Below are 19434 nucleotides of genomic sequence, written 5' to 3'. Positions count from 1 at the left end.
CACAGGACTCGCGCAGTGCCCTGCGGGCGGGTGCGCTTCGGCGGTAATCTCGCCAAGGTGACCAAGTCACGAGACCGGGACGGACGCGGCAGCCACCTGCGGCTGGTCGGCTCCACTCCCGGACCGAATCCCCCGCCCCCGGCGGGTGTCGACGCCGACACCACGCCGAGCGTCGCTGTGCTGGACACCCTGCAGGAGACCTTGCTGCTCGACCTGGCCGCGGCGCCGCCCGCCCTGTACCCGGTGATCGCCGAAGCCTCGGTGGCCCGGTCCGCCGCCCTGCTCGCCGACCAGCTCTGGCCGGCCGGGCGCCCCGACGAGATCGGCGAGGTCGAACGCTTCTTCTGGGCCGACGCCGCCCGCGTCCTCGGTGAACGCCGGGACGTGGATTCCTTTGTCCTGTTGACGAGTCTGGCCCGCACGGTCGGCCCGGCCGGCCGACTGCCGCTGCAGCGCGCGCACCTGTCCCGCGGGCGCACGCAGGACGACGTCCCCGACTGGGTCTCGCGGATCGCGGGCTTCCGGCTGACCAGCGCGATCGTCTCCGAGGACGTCACCGGCGACGGGCTCAGCGTCGTACTGGACTACGACGACGACCAGCACCCGCACACGCTGGTGGTGTTCGTCGACAACAACCTGGGCGCGATCGCCAAGGACGTCTTCGTCGGCCCACCGGTCGACCGCGTCGTCGAGGCGTACCAGCGCGGCGGGCGGGTCACCGTGCGCACGGTCCGCCCGGCGACCGCCGCGGGCATCATCCTGCAGGCGCTCGGCTACACCCACGACCACGACGAACCACCGGTCACCGAGGACTTCGAGTTCTTCTCCGGCCTGCTGGTCAACCGTCTCACCCAGCTCCCCGAACGCCCGGTCCGGCCGCCGATCCGCCCGTCGCTGTCGCCGAGGCAGCGCGAGCAGCTGGTCGAGGAGTTCCTCGAGTCGTCGTACGCCGCGAGCCTGCCGGGCGACGCCGGCGACATCGCCCGCCTGTGGATCGACCACGCCGTCGACCGCACCGTCGGCGGCCCGCTCCGCGTCAGCGCCGTACTGGTCGAGCTCTTCCTCGCCAACTGGCTCCCGCAGAAGGTCCTTGCCGACAGCACCTACTTCGGCCACGTCCCGCTCGTCGTCAAGGCGTGGCTGGCGTTCGCCGGCGACCGCACCCAGCTCGACCTCGACGCGATCGAGGAGGCCGTAGACGCCGTCGACGTCTGGACCCCGGCCCTGGAAGCAGCCGCCCTCGAAGAGCCCATCGGCTCCATCTCCGGCGAACGAGTCTTCCTCGACGAAACCAGCACCGACCTCGACGAGGCCTACCGCACCCTCTCCGGCCTGGGCTCCCCGCCGCGCCCCGACCTCGACGGCCTGGACAAGTCCCAAGCCGCCACCCTCTCGGTCCTGGCCCCCCACGCCTGGCTCCTGGCCGGCGAAACCCTGGGCATCGCCTACGCCACCGACGCCTTCGAAATCGCCGAACGCCTGGTCCGAGAAGCCCCCGACCTCCTCACCAAGGCCCGCCTGTCGACGTGGCCCAGAGCAATCGTCTGGCACCTGGCCCACCACCACCGCCTGGTAGGCCCCGGCGAACCCCTGACCCCCCACTCCTTGGCCGCGGACCTGGCCTCCTCAGCCCCCACCCTCCGCAAAACCACCAAGCTCCTCACCGACACCCTCGTCCTCCCGAGGTAAGGCTGGAGGGCCGGCGGGCGGCCCGGGTGCAGGCGGTGCGGGGGCTGATGTGGAACGCTGCGGGTATGGAAGCAGTCGGCACGTTGGCTATTGGTGTTGAGCTTCAGCTCGTGCCGACCGGGGACGGCGGGCGGGAAACGGCGCTCAAGGGTGGGTCGGCGCCTGGTGACCGGTTCACCTACCGCCCGAACTGGGGGCTGCCTGTCTGGGGTGTCGGTGAGCAGACGGCGGGTCCGGTGCTCGGGTTCTCAGCGGACGACATCCAGCCGGGCGACACGGTGCGAGCGGTCCTCGTACCGACCATCCCCGACCACCTCCCGGGCTGGCGCAAGGTCGAGGTCGGCGAGGTCCTTCGCATGTACGAGGGGCCGCGGGTGTGCGGGCTCGGCACGGTCGTCTGGATCGAGCCGGCGACCTGGCCGATGCCGGCCCGCGAGCAGGAGCAGTTCACCGGCTGGTTGAAGGGCGAGACCGGGCCGGGCGTACGCCGGCTGGGCTAGCGAACCCCGCTCGCAGAACGCATCTGCTCTGCTACCGATGGATGCCACCGCCGGAGAGCCTGTCTCGGGTGGTGGGAGGCCCTCGAAGGTGGCGTTGAGTCGGGGCGGATGATGGGGGTATGCATGTGCGCGCGCCAGAGCTCAAGGGTCGGGGATGGTTGAACACCGGGGGGTCGGAGCTTCGGCTTGCGGACTTTCGGGGGCGGTTCTTGTTGCTGGACTTCTGGACGTTCTGCTGCATCAACTGCCTGCACGTGCTGGACGAGTTGCGGCCGTTGGAGGAGAAGTACGGCGACGCGCTGGTGATCGTGGGGGTGCACTCGCCGAAGTTCGCTCACGAGGGGGAAGAGGCGGCCGTCAAGGCGGCTGTCGAGCGGTACGAGGTGGGCCACCCGGTGCTCGACGACCCGGAGCTGGTGACCTGGCAGAACTACACGGCCCGCGCCTGGCCGACCCTCGTCCTCGTCGACCCCAACGGGTACATCGTCGCGCAGTACTCCGGTGAGGGGCACGCGCACGCGCTCGACGCGCTGCTCGAGGAACTGATCGCCGAGCACGAGCAGAAGGGGACCCTGACGCGCGGCAAGTCGCCGTACGTCGCGCCGGTGGCGGAGCCGACCGAGCTGCGGTTCCCGGCCAAGGTGATTGCGAAGGGCAACGGGTTCCTGGTGGCGGACGCCGGGAACCACAGTGTGGTCGAGCTGGCGGAGGACGCACAGACCGTCGTACGGCGGTATGGCAGCAAGGCCAGGGGCTTCCAGGACGGCGGGCCGGAACAAGCATCCTTCTCGGAGCCGAACGGGCTGACCCTCCTGCCGGACGAGGTGGCGAACACCGTCGGGTACGACGTGGTCGTGGCCGACACCGTCAACCACGCGCTGCGCGGGATCACCTCGAGCACGGGCGAGACCCGGACGCTCGTCGGGACCGGCAAGCAGTGGATGGACGGCGACGGGACCGACGTACTCAGCTCGCCGTGGGACGTGGCGTGGTGGGAGGGCAAGGTCTGGATCGCGATGGCGGGCGTTCACCAGCTGTGGACGTTCGACCCGCTCACCAAGACGACCGAGGTAGCCGCCGGGACGACCAACGAGGGTTTGCGGGACGGCGCGCTCAAGGAGGCCTGGTTCGCGCAGACCAGCGGGCTCGCGGCGGACGGGGGCCGGTTGTGGCTGGCGGACTCGGAGATCTCCGCGCTGCGGTGGGTCGACGATGAGGTGCACACGGCCGTAGGCACGGGACTGTTCGATTTCGGGTTGCGCGACGGGAAGGCCGAGGAGGCGTTGCTGCAGCACCCGCTCGGCGTGACGGCGCTGCCGGACGGGTCGGTCGCGGTGCTCGACACCTACAACGGCGCCGTACGCCGGTACGACGTACGCCAGAACGTCGTCGAGACGATGGCGACCGGCCTGGCCGAGCCCAGCGGAGCGGTTGTCGTGGGCAACGAACTGCTCGTGGTGGAGTCGGCGGCGCACCGGCTGACGAGGGTGCCGCTCGGCGCGTCCGCGCAGGTGGACGAGTTCAGCACGCGCACGCAGCGGCCGCCGATGGAGATCGCCGGGGGTGAGGTGACGCTGGAGGTGGTGTTCACGCCGCCGCCGGGTCAGAAGCTGGACGACCGGTACGGGCCGTCGACGCGGCTGCTGGTGTCGTCGACGCCGGAGAACCTGTTGCGCGAGGGCGCCGGCGACACGACCGATCTCACGCGGCGGCTGGTGATCGACGAGCGCGTCGGAGACGGGGTGCTGCACGTCGCCGTACAAGCTGCTTCGTGCGATGACTCGGCAGCTGTCGAGTTCCCCGCTTGCCACATGCACCGGCAGGACTGGGGCGTGCCGGTGGTCGTCACCGCCGACGGACCGGCGCGGTTGGAGCTCGTCCTGTCCGGCGGCAACTGAACGCGAACGGCCGGTCGTCGGGGCGCCCACCTGAGCGCCGGAACGACCGGCCGTTGGCCAGCGGGAGTGCTACTCCTTGACGTCGCGGTGTTCTTCGACGACTCGGTACTCCTCCTCGACCGCGGGGTCGAGGGACTCGTTCGGGACGCGCCGGCGGCGGTTGGTGATGTAGAAGCTCAGCACGATGCCGAGTGCTCCGGCGAGCAGGAAGATGTAACCGACGACGGTCAGGTCGACCGCCTCCCAGGAGTCGCGGACGGCGAACGCGAGGATCGCGCCCACCACCATCAGGAAGATCCCCACACCGATGCTCATCCGAGCCTCCTCGTGAAGTCGTTCGACACCTCTGAAGCTACTCCGGCCGGAGGACGGAATCCATCAACAAAGGGTGTCGATCACGCCACTTGCGAAGGCCAGGTACCCGGGAGCAAACCTCAGGACCCGTGGGCGGTGAGCTCGACGTCCCCGGAGACCGTCTTCGCGCGGATCGTGTGGTCGGCCTGCATCGCGTCGCCGAGGCCGTTCTCGACCTCGCCGGAGCGCGTGTCGGTCTCCACCCGGTACGCCCCGCTCGGCGCGTTGACCTCGATGTCGCCGCTCGTCACGTCCGCGGTCACGTCGTTCGCCTCGTCCAGGTCCAGCGTCAGGTCGCCGGACGTCGTCCGGACGTTCACCGCGCCGCCCTTCAGCCCGCGCGCCTCGATGTCGCCCGAGGTGGACTGTACGTCGAACCGCCCGCTCAGCCGGTCGACCTTCACGTCTCCCGACGTCAGGTCCAGCTTCACGTCACCCGCGACGTCCGACAGCTCGATCTCGCCCGAGCGCGACTTCAGGTCGACCGCGCCGGTCCCGCTCAGCTGCAGGTCCCCGCTGCCGTTGTCGCCGGTGACCTTGGTCCCGCGCGGCACGGTCACCACGTAGTCGGCCCGGCACTGCCAGCCGCAGTCGCCGTCGAGCTTCAGCGTCTCCCCGTCGACCGAGAACCCGTCGTCGCGCTTCAGCAGCCAGTAGTTGCGCTTCACCTGCACGGTCGTCTCCGACCCGTCGCCGACCTTCACGGTGATGTCGGAGTTCGGCGAGTCCAGCTGCACCGTGGAGATCCGCTCGCTCACCTCGTGGGTGTCGTCGGCCTGCTTGTCACCCCACGTCCAGACGGCCAGGCCGATCCCGGTCACCAGCAGCAAAGCACCGACCTGCTTGACGTCAGCCATCGTCCGTCCAATCCTCGTCCCGCCCCGAACCGTCGTGTCGACAGTAGGTCCGTACGACGGCCCGCTGGATCAGGCGCCAACCCCCACCAACCCCTGAACAGCCCCTCAGGGAGCACTCAGGACTTGTGCTGACCCCGCATCACCGCGGCGGGCAGATCGTCGGTCAGGTTCCCGAAGAACGTCCGCGCCCACAGGTCGTCCCCGTGCCAGTACGGGCCGTCCTCACCGGGCAACGACTTCGGCGCCGTACCGGACTTCAACGCCCGCCGGCACTCCGCGCACAACGGCAGCGCGACCGTCGTACCGTCGCTCTCGACCTGGGTCAGCCGCCCAGAAGCCCTACCGTGCAAGGGATTGAACGCACACAACCCCGGTACGACGACCACCTTGCGATCCTCGGAGATCGCCACCGCCTGGTCGTACTCCCGCCGAGCCTGGTCGAGCAGCACCATCGCGCCGACCAGATCCACCAGGTCCCGCGACGAGTCCAGCACCTTCCCGGCCGCGTGGTGCGCGTCGAGCGCAGCCTGCTGGTGGGCCAACCCCTGACCAGCCGTCGACGGCAGCGCGGCGAGCTCCGACCCGAGTGTGGTCAGCTCGGCCGTCGTCTCGCGAGTCAACCGCCGACGCCGCTCGGCAGCAACGGTCTGCGCGACGTGCGGCGGAATGCTGAACGCCTTCTCCCGACGACCACCAGGCCGACGCCCGCGCATCCCGATCACCAGACCGAGCACGACCAGCGCCGCGATCGACCCCATCACGATGAGGAACACCGTCGCGCCGTTGGAATCCTCGGAGTCCCCGGAATCGTCCGACCGCGACACCGGCGGCCGCACCGGCTTCCTGGTCTCGACCGGCCCGAGCGCCGGCCCCGCCAGCAACTCGTAGAACTTCGCCACCGTCTCCGTCGGCCCGGCGTCGTACCCGGTGTCCTCCAGAGCGTGCGACCGCGCGTTGTTCAGCTGGTCGTTGTCCTCGCCGAACTGCGGCAGGTCCTGCACCTTGAAGTACGGGAACCGCTGCCCGCCGTCCACCACGACGTACAGGCCGGGCTTCTTCAACGCGTCCATCACCAGCGTGAGGACGTTCGTCTCCTTGCCCTGGAACGCGTCGCTCGGCGTCAGCGGCAAGATGATCGTGTACGTCGCAAAGCCGAGCGCCGAGGCCTTCGTCCGGAGATCGGTCCGCAGGTTCTCCGGCAGCCCACTCTTGTACGCCGGGTCGACGTACAGCGGGTCCTTGGCCAGCGAGGTCGCGATCTCACGCGCCCGCTCGGCCGGTGTCTGAGTCGTCCGGGCTCCAGCCGGTACGGCGGCCAGCGAGAGCACCACCGCCACGACTGCCGTCAACGCGTACCTGGCCTTCACGACCGTCCTCCACCTCGTCGGGCGACCAGAGCCGCCACTCCCAGCACTACTCCGGCCAGCATCGATCCGCCCAGCAGGCCGAGCGTCGCCCCGCCCAGCCCGTTGCCGATCGCCTTGCCCACGGTGAACGGCTCCGGCTCCGAGTGCCGGTCCTCCCGCGGTGGCAGCGGCGTCGTCCGGGCCGGCTCGGCGTCGTACCGGTCGCTCAGCCTGATCTTGTCCACGTACTCGCTGATCTGCGCCGACGGGTCCTTGGCCGACGTCCCGTAGACCTTGCCCGGTCCGCCCGCCTTGACCAGGTGGTCGACGCCGGTGGTGATGCTGTCGTCGATCACCAGGTACATCCCGGGCTTGCCGTTCGCGGCGGCCAACCAGCCGGCCAACAGCGCGGTGTCGCCCTTCTCCTGGTACCAGGCCCCGGCCGGTACGACGGCCACGAACACCGGCACCGGCGACGTCGCGATGCGGGCCACCATCTTCTCGACCTGCGCCGCGTCGACCTCTTCCGAGTACTGCGGGTCGACGTACACGGGTTGGTCCTTCCAAGCGGCCACGGCTGCGGTGATGCGTGGGTCCGTCTGGACGCTCCAGGCGTTCACCGGCAGGCACAGCGCCAGCGCGGCGACCACGAGCACCAGGAAGCCCGTACGGCGGGTCATCGGACACCTCCGTAGACCCGCTCGACGCGCTCGGCGAGGTCGTCGGACAGCGCGCCGAAGCCGGTCGCGACCATCGGGTTCTCGGGGTCGAGCGTCCAGTACGGCTCCGAAGCGCGGGCACCGCTGAGCAGTCCCGGCTTCGGCGTCACACGCAGCCCGTACGGCGTCTCGCCGCGGCTGACCGTCTGCGCACACGTCCGGCAGGCGGGGACCTCGGTGTCGTCCGACCAGGCCGCCGTACTGGTCCCGAACGGGTGAGTCGGGTCGAAGAAGCACGGCCGCAGCAGGTCGTTGCCACTGGCCACCTGGTGGGCCTGACGAGCGAGCATCAGCGCGCCGGCGACGGCGAGCAGGTCGTCGGGCTCGGCCTTGCGCAGCGTCCGGGCGGCGTCGAGGCGCAGCTGGGCGTCGTCGCGCTGGTCGAGCTGCAGGCGGCTCAGCTCCTGCCGCTTCTCCAGGTTCTTCAGCGTGCGGTCGGCCTTGGTGATCCAGCGGGTGGCCTGGGTACGCACGCTGCGCAGCGTGATCTCGGCGGCCGGCAAGGACTGCTTGGCAGAGCTCCGGCCCGGCTTCGGCTTGGCCTTGCTGGTCGACCGCGCGGCCTTTCCGCGGCTGCGCGCCACCAGGATCAGCACGAGCAGGAACCCGATCAGCCCGCCGATTCCCATCCCGACGAAGACCGAGCGGTCCTCCTTGTCGGTGGTCGACAGGCCCTTCCGGGGCACGTACGGCTCTTCGAGATCGCTCTTCGGGATCTCCGGCAGCGCGCGGCCGTCGTACGCCGTGGCCGCCTGCTGGATCGTGCGGACGATCTTCGGCGCCGGACGGTCGTTGACGATGTCGTTGTCCTGCTTGTCGTCGAGCTGCACGCTGGTCAGGTCGCGGCCCTTCAGCCCGGCCGGCCGGAACAGCTCCTCGCTGCCGTTCCAGTAGTCGTCCGAAACGGTCCAGACCAGGTAGAGCCCCGGCTGCCCGACGCGGGCCTGGAGCAACGTCGGCATGTCGAAGTAGAGCTCGCGCACGTACGGCGTCCGCGGCAGCAGCGCGACGTACACCGGGATGCCCGCGGCCGCCGAGGCGGTCCGGATCCGGTCCAGCTCGGCCTTCGGGAAGGCCACCCGCAGTCCGGGGTCGACGAAGATCCGGTCCGTCCGCCACGCGGTGGCGATCTGGTCCGAGAGGTCGGGCGGGGCGGCGTGCGCCGTACCGGCCGGAAGGAACGCCAGTACGGCGAGCAGCACGGCCAGGGCGCGGAGACGGGCGGACATCGCGCTCACCTTACGACGACGGGATGCCTTCACGCCTGCACTGACGTGAACCGGTGGCTTCAGGTTCCACGGAAGCGGCGGCCCTGGCTCGGACAGGGGAGACCGAGCCAGGGACGCCAGTCACTCAGGGCGAAAACGTTGCTACAGCAGGGCGGTGCTCACCAGGCCAGATCGCGATCTGCCCCGGTGCAAAGATCGACGTCCTCCGCGGGGAGGGGTACCCGCGGAGGACGTCGGCCGGGGGCAACTCAGAAGGCGGACTCGGGGAGGTCCATCACGTCGAGGTCGGTCAGCTCGGCCTTGATCCGCTCGGCGCGCACGGTCGGCATCGTGGAGCGGACGAACCACTGCGCGGCGGCGACCTTGCCGGTGTAGAAGTCCTGGTCGGCCGGCGACAGCTCGCCGCCGAGCCGCTCGAGCGCGACCTCGGCCTGCCGCAGCATCAGCCAGGAGCAGACCACGTCGCCGAGCACGTAGAGCAGCCGCGAGGTGTTCAGGCCGACCTTGTAGATGTTGCGCGGGTCGCCGTTCTCGGCCTGCGGGTTGCTCGCCATCAGCGCCTGGCCCATCACGCCGAGGATCTTGTTGGTGTCCTCGAGGCCCTTCGCGAGCAGGCCGCGCTCCTCCTTCAGGCGGCCGTTGCCGGCCTCGGAGGCGACGAAGCCCTGGATCTGCTCGGCCAGGTGACCGAGCGCCTGGCCCTGGTCCTTGATGATCTTGCGGAAGAACAGGTCCTGGCCCTGGATCGCGGTCGTGCCCTCGTACAGGGTGTCGATCTTGGCGTCGCGGACGTACTGCTCGATCGGGTAGTCCTGCAGGAAGCCGGAGCCGCCGAAGGTCTGCAGCGACTCGGTGCCGAGCAGCGTCCACGACTTCTCCGAGCCGTAGCCCTTGACCAGCGGCAGCAGCAGGTCGTTGACCCGCTCGGCCAGCTCGTCGTGCTCCCCGGCGTACCGGGCCTGCTCGGCGCGGTCCTGGTACGTCGCCGTGAACAGCACCAGCGCGCGCAGCGCCTCGGCGTACGACTTCTGCGTCAGCAGCGAACGCCGTACGTCGGGGTGGTGGGTGATGGTGACCCGCGGCGCGGTCTTCGCGGCGTTGGTCAGGTCGGCGCCCTGGACCCGCTCCTTGGCGTACTCGAGCGCGTTCAGGTAGCCGGTCGACAGGGTCGCGATGGCCTTGGTGCCGACCATCATCCGGGCGTACTCGATGACCTGGAACATCTGCGCGATGCCGTTGTGCACCTCGCCGAGCAGGTAGCCCTTGGCCGGGACGGTCTCGCCGAAGGTGATCTCGCAGGTGGTGGAGACCTTGATGCCCATCTTCTTCTCGACGTTCGTCACGAAGGCGCCGTTGCGCTCCCCGGTCAGCTCGCCGGTCTCCAGGTCGAAGTCGTACTTCGGTACGACGAACAGGCTCAGCCCCTTCGTGCCCGGACCGCCGACGCCGTCCACGCCCTGCGGGCGGGCCAGCACCAGGTGCACGATGTTCTCGGTCATGTCGTGCTCACCCGAGGTGATGAACCGCTTGACGCCCTCGATGTGCCAGGTGCCGTCGTCCTGCAGCGTCGCCTTGGACCGCCCGGCGCCGACGTCGGAGCCGGCGTCCGGCTCGGTCAGCACCATCGTCGCGCCCCAGCCGCGGTCGATCATGTGCTTCGCGATCAACTTGTCGCGGTCCGTGCCGTTGCGCCAGAGCACATGCGCGAAGTTCGGCCCGGCGGCGTAGATGTGCACGGCGGGGTTCGCGCCCAGCACCATCTCGGCCGCGGCCCAGCGCAGCGAGGGCGGGGTCGGCTGACCGCCCAGCTCCGGCGGGAGCTCGAGCTTGTACCACTCGGCGTCCATGTAGGCGTGGTAGCTCTTCGCGAACGACGCCGGCATCTTCACCTCGTGGGTGGCCGGGTCGAAGACGGGCGGGTTGCGGTCGGCGTCCTCGAACGACGCGGCCAGCTCGGTCTTGGCCAGCCGGTCGATCTCGCTCAGCACCTCGCGCGCGGTGTCGACGTCCATGTCGGCGTACGGGCCCTGCCCGAGCACCTGGTCACGCCCGAGCACCTCGAGCAGGTTGAACTCGATGTCCCGCAGATTCGACTTGTAGTGGCTCACGTGGCTGCCCCTGCCTGGTTGCTGACGTTGTCCCGTACGGCGATACTCACGAGTAACTTCGAGTATATACCCGTCGGTAACGAAGGCAAGGTGTCAGGGCGTGCTGCGATGAGGTGCCGGTCACGGTTCCGGACAAGCCCGGAGGTGGACCTCGGGTGAATTTACGATGCTGCGGAAGTGTCACGAGGCCGTGCGTGCGGCCTCGTTCCGATCTGAGGAGGCAGCATGGGGATCAGCAAGTGGCTGGGCAACAACAAGCCCGAGGCCGGATCGCGGGACGACCGGGCGGGCCAGAAGGCGATCGACCTGCAGAACGCCCACAACAAGGTGCTGCCCAAGCTCGACGAGCGGGCGGCGAAGGGCGACTCGACGGCGGCGAAGGCGGCCAAGAACATCCGCGAGAAGGGTGGCCGTAGTGACGGCGGCCGGAATGACGGTCGCTAGATCCAGTCGTTCCTGGTGATGCTTGCGGGGAGCTGAAGGGCCAGCAGGGCCGTCCCTTCAGCTCCCGCGTCAGGCGGAGCGCCTACGGCGTGTAGACCGTGGTGCTGCCGTAGAGCGGGTTGGTGAAGCCGGAGATGTAGCTGCTGGCGTTGCCGGCGCCGAGGTCGTAGGTGAGGAAGACGCCGTAGCCCTCGGTCTTGGTCCGGGTGGCCAGGCTCGCCGCGTTGGACGAGACGTTGATCTGGACCGCGGCGGGGGAGAGCTTCGACTTCGCGCTCGGGCCGCGCGGCACCGACCACGTCCCGTAGTACGGGTTCCAGGCGTAGTTGAAGGTCTCGGCCACACTCTGGCCGTTGTAGCTCAGGCGGGCCGCGGCCGGGCCGATGTCGTACAGGGTGATCAGCTTGTTCGGCAGCTTCTGGCGCAGCGCCTGGACCAGGTAGACGAACGAGCTGGCGTTCGGCTGCGGGGTGCCGTTGACGCCGTAGTCGGCGTACTCGTCGTCGAAGTCGATGCCGTCCAGCCCGTACCGGTTGACCGCGTCGGCCAGTTCCTGGGCGAAGGCGCTCGCGGCGGCCTGCGACGGGAAGTTGGCGAAGCCGGCGCCCTGGTGGTTGCCGAGGATCGACAGCAGGACCTTGATCCCCTTCTGCTGCAGGGGCCTGACCTCGGTGGCGACGTTGTCGAGCACGCGCTGGACGTTCTCGTTGAAGTGCAGGTACGCCTTCGAGCCGTCGTAGTTGATGTTCGCCGCGAAGATCACCGCGAGGTCGAAGACCTGGGCGCCGCCGTTGGCGAGCGTGTACTTGCCGACGTTCACCATGCTGTTGTTGTTGACCTCGACGTACGCGACCGAGATCGGGCCGTTCTTCGCGCGCGGCTTGCACTCGGCGGCCGACGCGGTCAGGGGGACGCCGGTCGCGACGGCCGCGCCGGCGACGGCGGCCGCCGACAGCAGGGTCCGGCGGCGCATGAGCTGGTCCTTCATCTCTACCTCTTTCAGGGCGGGAACGGAGGGAGATAAACCGGTATAGCTCCCCGATCATCGGGTCCCGTGCGAGCTGTGTCAAGGTTCGGATACGGGCAGTGAGTGGCCGCCGGGCCGGACTCGCGATTTGGGAACTTGTGGACCAAGATGGTGGTGTCAGTGGGAGGAAAGTTACCGGGGGCGAGCTGGGAGAGGACCCGATGAGCAGCTCTGCAGGGACGGTTGACCTACGGCAGCGCCGCCGGTCGCTGGTGGCCGGGACGGTCGGCAACTTCGTCGAGTGGTACGAGTTCGGTGCGTACGGGTTCTTCGCCACGGTGATCGCGGCGAACTTCTTCAGCAGCACCTCGACCAGTGACGCCGAGAGTCTGATCAAGACCTACGCGTCGTTCGCGCTGGCGTTCTTCTTCCGCCCGATCGGCGCGGCGATCTTCGGCCGGGTCGGCGACCGGATCGGGCGGCGGCCGACGCTGATCCTGGTCCTGCTGCTGATGACGCTGTCGACGACGCTGATCGGGTTGCTGCCGACGTACGCGACCGTCGGTGCGGCTGCGCCGTGGTTGCTCACGCTCGTCCGGGCGTTGCAGGGGTTGTCGGCCGGTGGTGAGTTCGGCGGCGCGGTCGCGATCATGACTGAATTCGCCCCGCGGAACAAGCGCGGTCTGTACGGCGCTTGGCAGTCGCTGACCGTCGCGCTCGGGCTGCTGGTCGGTGCCGGGCTGGCGGCGATCCTGGCGACTGCGTTGAGCACCGAGGCCTTGCACGACTGGGGTTGGCGGGTGCCGTTCCTGCTGGCGCTGCCGCTGGGGTTGGTGGCGTTGTTCCTGCGGCTGCGGTTGGAGGAGACGCCGAACTTCGCGCGGGTGCAGTCTTCTTTGCCTGAACCTGTGGGAAAGGGTGAGGTTGCGAAGGCGATTGCCCTGGGCATCGGTCGGTTGATGGGGTGGTCCGCGGCCGGGTACACGTTCCTGGTGGTGATGCCGTCGTACCTGCAGTCGACGCTGAACGCGACGTTCCAGCAGGCGCTGGTGGCGACCGTGCTGGCGAATCTTGGTTTCGCGGTCTCGATCATGCCGGCGGGGTGGATCAGCGATCGCATCGGTCGGCGGCCGGTGATGATGACGGGGGCCGCGCTGGTCGTCGTACTGGCGTTCCCGTTGATGAATCTGTTGCAGGACAAGGAATCTTCGAACGCGGCCAAGGGGATCGCGGTGTTCGTCGCCGGGTTGGTCGTCGGATTGATGGCTGGGCCCGGGCCGGCGATGCTGTCGGAGATGTTCACGACGCGGGCGCGGTACACCGGGCTGGGGCTGGCATACTCGTTGTCGAACGCGGTCTTCTCCGGGTCGGCCGGGTTGATCATCACCGAGCTGATCAAGCGGACGAAGAACATCGACATCCCTGCTTGGTATGTGATGGTGACGTGCGCGATCAGCGTGGTCGCGTTGCTGACGCTGCGCGGCGATGATCACCAGCGGGAGCTTCGGGACTGACATGCGCGTTATTGGGTTGATGTCCGGGACGTCGTACGACGCGATCGACGCTGCGGCTGCGGAGTTGCGGTTCGAGGGCGACGAGTTGGTGCTGCAGCCGCTCGGGATGCTGAGCCGGCCGTACTCCTCGTCACTGCATGCCTTGTTGGCTGCTTCGTTGCCGCCAGCAAATACTTCGCTGGGTGCGGTGACCGAGTTGGATACGGGCGTCGGGCAAGCATTCGCTGAGGTTGCCGCGCAGGCTGTCGAGCAGTTGTGCGGTGGTTCGGCCGATCTGATCGTGTCGCACGGGCAGACGGTGTTCCACTGGGTCGATTCGGGCGTGGTGCGCGGGACGCTGCAGGTCGGCCAGCCGGCGTGGATCGCGGAGGCGACCGGGACGACCGTCGTGTCGGACCTGCGGTCGCGTGACGTCGCGGCTGGTGGGCAGGGGGCGCCGCTGGTCAGCCTGTTCGACGTGCTGTGGTTGCGCGGGCGAACCGGTACGCCGGTCGCGCTCAACCTGGGCGGGATCGCGAACATCACCGTCGTACCGCCTGATGGTGATCCCGTCGCCTTCGACACCGGCCCCGCCAACGCCCTGATCGACGCCGTAGTCGGCGAACTCACCGCGGGCCGCCTCACCTTCGACGCCGACGGCGTGATGGCCGGCCGCGGCCGAATCCACCCCGAACTCTTCGACCGCCTGCTCTCCGAGCCGTACTACTCGCGTCCAGCGCCCAAGAGCACCGGCAAGGAACTCTTCCACCTCGCCTACCTGGCCGACCTCATGCAGGGCCTCCCCGAGATCGCCCCCGACGACGTAGTCGCCACGGTAACGGCTCTAACCGCCCGAACCGTCGCCGACGCCGTCAAGTCCCACGGCGGCACCGAGGTGATCGCCGCCGGCGGCGGCATCCGCAACCCAGCCCTCATGCACCGCCTAGCGTGGGAACTGGGAGACATCCCCCTCCTCAACACCGACGACCTAGGCCTCCCCTCAGCCGCCAAGGAGGCCTATGCGTTCGCCGTCCTGGGCTTCCTCACCCTCCACGGGCTGGCTGGCACAGTCCCCAGCTGCACAGGTGCCAGACATGCGTCAGTCCTCGGCTCGATCACCCCAGGCCAGGGCGGCCTGCCCCAGACGCCCCCCGCAACCTTCCCCACCGCCCTCCGCATCGAAGGCGGCACCAACTAGCGCCCGCCCCCGTGCTGGCGCGGCGGAGGACTGCAGGCGCGGAGCGCCGAGCAGCTCGGGGCGGCTCGGCTCACCCGCCCACCACCTCACCCACCGCCCACCACCTCACCCACCGCTCCGCCTCACCCACCGCTCCGCCTCACCCACCGCTCTCCGCCTCACCCACCGCTCCGCCTCACCCACCACCCCGCCTCGCCCACCCTTTACCTCACCCACTCGTCCGCCCACCGCCTCACCCACCGGACCGCATCGCCCAGCCGCCTGCATGTCGGTGACCTTCGGGGCGTGTGATTATCCGGCGCATGGACATCTCCTCCTCTGAGATCGTGGTTGACGGTCGGCCTGGGCTGCTGAGCGTTCCTGCCGATGGGGTGGTGCGGGGTGGGGTGGTCGCCCTGCACGGGTCGAGTAGTTCGTCGTACCGGCAGGTGATCTTCGAGCACCTGGCCGAGACGGTCGCACCGCTGGGGATCGCGGTGGTGAGTTTCGAGCGGGCGCCTTGGCCGCACGACGACGTGGACATTCCGTTCGACGTGCAGGCGGCGGGGGCTGTGGCGGCGTACGACGTACTGCGGGACCTGTACGACGTGCCGATCGGCTTCTGGGGCGTCAGTCAGGGGACCTGGATCGCGGCGCTGGCGGCGCAGCAGCGGGAGGCGGCGTCCCTGGTGCTGCTCGGATGCTCCGGCGTGAGCCCGGCCGAGCAGATGCGGCACGCGACGGCCGAGGCGGTCCGGCGGGCTGGGTACGACGAGGAGGCGGTGGGGCACGCCGTCGGGATTCGTGACGCGGTGGCCGACCTCCTCCGCGGCAACGCCGACCGGCAACAGGCGATCGACCTGCTCGAGCAGCACGCCGACGAGCCGTGGTTCGGGCTGGTCGGACTCACGGCAGACGACCTCGGCGAGGACCTACCGGCCTGGCACGAGCTCGACTTCGACTCCGAGCGGCTCTACGCGACCGTCCACTGCCCGGTCCTCCTGATCCACGGCGCCGACGAGGCCAACCTCCCGGTCCCCGAGACCCTCGAGGTCTGGCGCCGAGCCGCCGCCACCTCCGGCAACCACCAGATCGAACACGTCCAGGTCCCCAACGCCGGCCACTGGCCCGGCACCCCCGACCGCACCCGCGAAGGCATCAGCCCGGCGTACACGAAGATCCTCCAGGACTGGTTCAGCAACTGATCCACGCACGGGTTCCAACCTTTCCGTCGGCAGCGCGCTCTGAGGTGGGTGTCGGCAGGAACACGGCGAGGAGGCCGGATGGAACGGGACCAGGGGTTCGCCGAGTACGCGGCGACCCACCAGCAGCGGATGTACCGGCAGGCGTATCTGCTGACCGGCGATCTGCACCAGGCCGAGGACCTCGTGCAGACGACGCTGCTGAAGCTCTACCGGGCCTGGCCGCGCGCTTCCCAGGCGGAGTACCTCAAGGCGTACAGCTCCAAGACCCTGGTCCGGACCTTCCTGGACGGCCGCCGCAAGTGGCGCCGTGAGCGCGAGCTGAACAGCCTGCCCGACCCCGCCCGGGTCGCCGATCCGACCGACCTCCGCCTCACCCTGCTCGCCGCGCTGGACGGGCTGCCGCGTCGAGCCCGGGCAGTCGTCGTACTGCGGTTCTGGGACGACCTGAGCGTCGAGGAGACGGCGGAGGCGCTGGACTGCAGTCAAGGCACCGTGAAGTCGCAGAGCAACCGTGCGCTGCGCCTGCTGCGGGAGCGGCTCGGCGGCGACTTCCACATCTTGCAGGGGCACTGAACGATGGAGGACAAGACCATGAGCGACCAGCAACTGAAGGACCTGCTCGTGCATGTCACGGACCCGGTGCCGGACATGGACGACGCCGTACCGACGAGCCTGGTGCGAGGTCGTCGGAGCGTACGACGCAGGCGAGGCGCGGTGGCCGGAGCCGGCCTGGTCGCCGGGGCGCTGGTGGTGGTCGGGGTGGTTGCTATAGGCAACCAGGTCGGCGGGGGTGACCAGAGCTTCGCCGGTTCGCCGGCCGCGACGCCGTGGCAGGAGCCGCCGATCAGCTCCGAGCAACGGCAGTTCCAGCGCAGGGTGGCGGCGGAGCTGGACCGGCTGCTGCCGGCGCGGTTCGGGAAGGTCGCCGCCGACTCGGACTTCGACGGGTACCGAGTGCGGGTGGCCGATGCGGACTTCCCGATCACCTTCCGCGTCGGGACGCCGCAGCGCTCCGGAACTCCCACCTGCGCCAAGGACCAGACGGTGCAGTCCTGCGTCGCCAAGACCATCCAGCCCGGCGGCTATCCGGTGGAAGCGAGTCAGGGGGTTGCGCACACCAACGACGGCCGGACGATCGTGATCCCTGCGGCGCGGATGCTCTACCAGGGCAACGAGGTGGAACTGACCATCTTCCCGCTCTTCGCCTCGGGCTCGGCGGTGACGATCAGCGATCAGGAGCTGCTGGCGGTGGTGTCGAAGCCTGCCTTCCTCGACCTGGTCGACGAGTGGGCGTCGCACCCGGAGTGGATGCCGGCCGGTTCACGCAGTACGCCGACCCGCTGACTCGGGCGCGTGACCCGGTCTCCGCCCCCGGGTGCCCCGGTCCTCGGCGGTCAGCCCGGGCCAGGTCCAGATCACGATGCTCCCCCCGGAGAGGAGCGCGGCGCTCGCCAGGCCCGCCTGGCTACTCCTTGGTCCAGATGAGGATCTCGCGGGCCGAGTCCTCCGGGGTGCCGTCCCCCTGGACCGAGCGGGGGACCAGCTTGCGGAGCTCGATCGCGTCGTGGATCGCGTCCTCGACCTCGTCCGCGGACCAGCCGCGGGCGGTCAGGCGGGTACGGCGTACGTCGTCAGGGCAGTCCAGGTGCAGCCAGCGGCCTTCCGGGAGCTCGCTCGGCGTGAGCGGACCGAGCAGGAGGACGGGGACGCCGGATCGTCGGATCAGCTCGGTGATCCGCAGCCAGATCGTGTTGTACGCCGGCCAGTGCGGCTCCGCGGCCTGTTCGTCGATCTTGATGCCGAGCAGGCGCCCGTCGTGGTCGAGCAGCTCGTCCATGTCCATCACGACCAGCCCACCGGCGCTGAGCCGCAGCAGCTCAGGCACGACAGTGGACTTGCCCGCCCCCGGCGCACCAGTCACGACGAAAAGCCTCGACATACTCCTATTCTCTCCGTGCCGTCGACGGCTTGTCGCCCGGCTTCCCGCGCGTCGGCGGTTGACCTTCGAGTGGGTGGAAGGTGTTGGATCGGGGGGTGGTGGACGACCTGGTGAGCATCAGCGCGTTCGCGCGGCGGGTGGGGCTGACGCCCAGCGCGCTGCGCTTCTACGACGACTGCGGGGTGCTGCGCCCGGCTGTGGTCGACGAGGGCAACGGCTACCGGTACTACGCGCCCGACCAGGAGCCACGGGCCCGCCTGTTGCGGGACTTGCGGGAGATCGACCTGCCGCTTCCTGAGGTACGCCGAGTGCTCGCCGGCGAGCCGACCGCTGCGGCCGCGGTGGTCGAGGCGCATCTGCGGACAGTCGAGCAGAAGGCAGTCAGCACTCGGCAGGCGGCCCAGCGCATCCTCGCAGGCCTCTCCGGCACGACCACCAAGTCGCCCCAGGTCACCCTCGGCGGCCCGGAGTTGGCCAGCGCAATCCGCCAGGTCACCCCGTCGGCTGCTGGACCCAGCCCCGAGGCGATCGCTCACATCGGATCAGCGCCAGCGGGCGGGCCCACGCCGGGGGCGGCTGATCGGTCGAACGCCGCTTCGGCGGCTGAACCTGCGGCGGACGCGGCTGAGCGATCGAGCACGCCCTCGGCTGCGGACGCTGAGCGGTTCCTTCCCGCGTTGACCTGCGTGCGGATCGAGCTGAGCGAAACAGAAGTCACCCTCGTCGCCACCGACAGATACCGGCTCGCCGTACGCAAGCTGCACCCCCAGTCCTTCGACGGCACTCCCGGCGCGATCCTGATCCCAGCCCCGGCGTTGACCGAGCTGACGCGCTGGCTGGCCGCCGCAGACACGGTTCACCTGCAGGCCGGCAGCGACCTCACGCTCTCCACCGCCGACGAGACCCGGACTCTCGCATCGATGGACGCCGAGTACCCCGACTACCAAGTGATCCTGGACGGCCTGGAACCACCCGCCTGCCGCGTCATGGTCGACCGCGCGGCTCTCGCCGATCTCCTCGGCACCGACGAGGTAGTTGCCCTGGACATCAAAAACGAAGCGGTTGTAGTGGGCAACCAAAGGCTCGACGCGATCACCACCGGCACCCCACACCGCATAGGCTTCACCACCCGCCTGCTGGCCGAAGCGTTAGCGACCGGCGTAGGCCCCGACGTCCTGCTCGAGATCCACGCCCCCGACCGCCCCGTCGTCATCCGCTCCGCCGACCAGGGCACCTTCACCACCTTGGTCATGCCCAACCGCCTCTAACCGAAGTCGATCTCGAACGTCGGGTACTCCGGCTGCGGGCAAGCCGCCCCTCGATACCCCAGGCGCTCGTAGAAGGGCGCCGCCCGCTCGTGGTGCGCCTGCCACTCCAGCCAGCGCACCTCCGACGCGGCCCACTCCACCACCGCCGCGACCAACTCCCGCCCAACCCCAGTACGGCGAACGCCTGGCTCGACGTACAGGTCGTGCAATCGCCCCTGATGCCGCCGCCCGGCGCGCAGGC

At 69.5% G+C, this 19434-nt stretch carries 19 protein-coding genes; 10 read left to right on the top strand and 9 right to left on the bottom strand.

The genetic code is table 11. From position 1 onward, the window contains the following. The first annotated feature begins 57 nt into the window (after positions 1-57). The 3 genes from ACYVIO_RS04800 to ACYVIO_RS04790 all read left to right on the top strand — a co-directional run bounded on the left by ACYVIO_RS04800 (position 58) and on the right by ACYVIO_RS04790 (position 4087). Positions 58-1689 carry a hypothetical protein gene (locus tag ACYVIO_RS04800; RefSeq protein ID WP_460649409.1) on the top strand — a complete coding sequence of 544 codons (1632 nt, stop codon included), beginning with the start codon at positions 58-60 and terminating at the stop codon, positions 1687-1689. Positions 1690-1754: 65 nt separating this feature from the next. Further along, entirely contained in the window at positions 1755-2189 is a 435-nt protein-coding gene (locus tag ACYVIO_RS04795) for a hypothetical protein (protein ID WP_460649408.1), read from the top strand. A gap of 119 nt (positions 2190-2308) precedes the next feature. Beyond that, the gene (locus tag ACYVIO_RS04790; RefSeq protein ID WP_460649407.1) at positions 2309-4087 is read left to right on the top strand and encodes an NHL domain-containing thioredoxin family protein; all 1779 of its coding nucleotides are present in this window, start codon (positions 2309-2311) and stop codon (positions 4085-4087) included. 69 nt (positions 4088-4156) lie between these two features. Here the strand turns inward: ACYVIO_RS04790 and ACYVIO_RS04785 are convergent, their stop codons facing one another. The 6 genes from ACYVIO_RS04785 to ACYVIO_RS04760 form a co-directional block, all read right to left on the bottom strand. Continuing rightward, positions 4157-4402 carry a DUF6458 family protein gene (locus ACYVIO_RS04785; protein WP_460649406.1) on the bottom strand — a complete coding sequence of 82 codons (246 nt, stop codon included), beginning with the start codon at positions 4400-4402 and terminating at the stop codon, positions 4157-4159. A gap of 119 nt (positions 4403-4521) precedes the next feature. Beyond that, entirely contained in the window at positions 4522-5298 is a 777-nt protein-coding gene (locus ACYVIO_RS04780) for a DUF4097 family beta strand repeat-containing protein (protein ID WP_460649405.1), read from the bottom strand. Between the two features lie 116 nt (positions 5299-5414). Further along, entirely contained in the window at positions 5415-6665 is a 1251-nt protein-coding gene (locus ACYVIO_RS04775; RefSeq protein WP_460649404.1) for a hypothetical protein, read from the bottom strand. Further along, positions 6662-7324, bottom strand: a complete 663-nt coding sequence (locus ACYVIO_RS04770) for a hypothetical protein (protein WP_460649403.1) — start codon at positions 7322-7324, stop codon at positions 6662-6664. Before ACYVIO_RS04770 ends, ACYVIO_RS04775 begins: the two co-directional genes overlap by 4 nt. Next, entirely contained in the window at positions 7321-8592 is a 1272-nt protein-coding gene (locus tag ACYVIO_RS04765; protein WP_460649402.1) for a hypothetical protein, read from the bottom strand. The genes ACYVIO_RS04770 and ACYVIO_RS04765 overlap by 4 nt, the downstream gene beginning before the upstream one ends. A 248-nt stretch (positions 8593-8840) precedes the next feature. Next, positions 8841-10700 (bottom strand): acyl-CoA dehydrogenase, encoded by a 1860-nt coding sequence (locus ACYVIO_RS04760; protein WP_460649401.1) that lies wholly within the window; start codon positions 10698-10700, stop codon positions 8841-8843. A gap of 225 nt (positions 10701-10925) precedes the next feature. Between ACYVIO_RS04760 and ACYVIO_RS04755 the strand changes: the two genes are divergently transcribed. Then, positions 10926-11144 carry a hypothetical protein gene (locus ACYVIO_RS04755; protein WP_460649400.1) on the top strand — a complete coding sequence of 73 codons (219 nt, stop codon included), beginning with the start codon at positions 10926-10928 and terminating at the stop codon, positions 11142-11144. 82 nt (positions 11145-11226) lie between these two features. On the opposite strand, the gene ACYVIO_RS04750 is transcribed toward ACYVIO_RS04755, so the two are convergent. Next, positions 11227-12132, bottom strand: a complete 906-nt coding sequence (locus ACYVIO_RS04750) for an endo-beta-N-acetylglucosaminidase H (protein WP_460649399.1) — start codon at positions 12130-12132, stop codon at positions 11227-11229. Between the two features lie 200 nt (positions 12133-12332). On the opposite strand from ACYVIO_RS04750, the gene ACYVIO_RS04745 reads away from it, so the two are divergent. From ACYVIO_RS04745 to ACYVIO_RS04725, 5 genes are all read left to right on the top strand, one after another. Beyond that, positions 12333-13625, top strand: coding sequence for an MFS transporter (locus ACYVIO_RS04745; RefSeq protein WP_460649398.1), 1293 nt, complete (start codon positions 12333-12335; stop codon positions 13623-13625). Continuing rightward, the gene (locus tag ACYVIO_RS04740) at positions 13597-14802 is read left to right on the top strand and encodes an anhydro-N-acetylmuramic acid kinase (protein WP_460649397.1); all 1206 of its coding nucleotides are present in this window, start codon (positions 13597-13599) and stop codon (positions 14800-14802) included. Before ACYVIO_RS04745 ends, ACYVIO_RS04740 begins: the two co-directional genes overlap by 29 nt. Positions 14803-15104: 302 nt before the next feature. Then, positions 15105-15986: an alpha/beta hydrolase family protein gene (locus tag ACYVIO_RS04735; protein ID WP_460649396.1), complete on the top strand. Its 882-nt coding sequence runs from the start codon at positions 15105-15107 to the stop codon at positions 15984-15986. Between the two features lie 78 nt (positions 15987-16064). Then, positions 16065-16559 carry a SigE family RNA polymerase sigma factor gene (locus tag ACYVIO_RS04730; protein ID WP_460649395.1) on the top strand — a complete coding sequence of 165 codons (495 nt, stop codon included), beginning with the start codon at positions 16065-16067 and terminating at the stop codon, positions 16557-16559. Between the two features lie 18 nt (positions 16560-16577). Further along, on the top strand, positions 16578-17330 hold the full coding sequence (locus ACYVIO_RS04725; protein ID WP_460649394.1) for a hypothetical protein: 753 nt from the start codon (positions 16578-16580) through the stop codon (positions 17328-17330). 121 nt (positions 17331-17451) lie between these two features. Here ACYVIO_RS04725 and ACYVIO_RS04720 read toward each other — a convergent pair whose 3' ends face one another. Then, on the bottom strand, positions 17452-17925 hold the full coding sequence (locus tag ACYVIO_RS04720) for an AAA family ATPase (protein ID WP_460649393.1): 474 nt from the start codon (positions 17923-17925) through the stop codon (positions 17452-17454). 95 nt (positions 17926-18020) lie between these two features. Between ACYVIO_RS04720 and ACYVIO_RS04715 the strand changes: the two genes are divergently transcribed. After that, positions 18021-19193 (top strand): DNA polymerase III subunit beta family protein, encoded by a 1173-nt coding sequence (locus tag ACYVIO_RS04715; protein ID WP_460649392.1) that lies wholly within the window; start codon positions 18021-18023, stop codon positions 19191-19193. Here the strand turns inward: ACYVIO_RS04715 and ACYVIO_RS04710 are convergent. Continuing rightward, on the bottom strand, positions 19190-19432 hold the full coding sequence (locus ACYVIO_RS04710) for a GNAT family N-acetyltransferase (protein ID WP_460652060.1): 243 nt from the start codon (positions 19430-19432) through the stop codon (positions 19190-19192). The two genes, ACYVIO_RS04715 and ACYVIO_RS04710, sit on opposite strands and share 4 nt — an antisense overlap. Positions 19433-19434 lie beyond the last annotated feature (2 nt).

This window comes from Kribbella endophytica (assembly GCF_054781295.1).
Note: the sequence above shows the minus strand (reverse complement) of the source record. Positions and strands in the feature narration are given on the sequence as shown.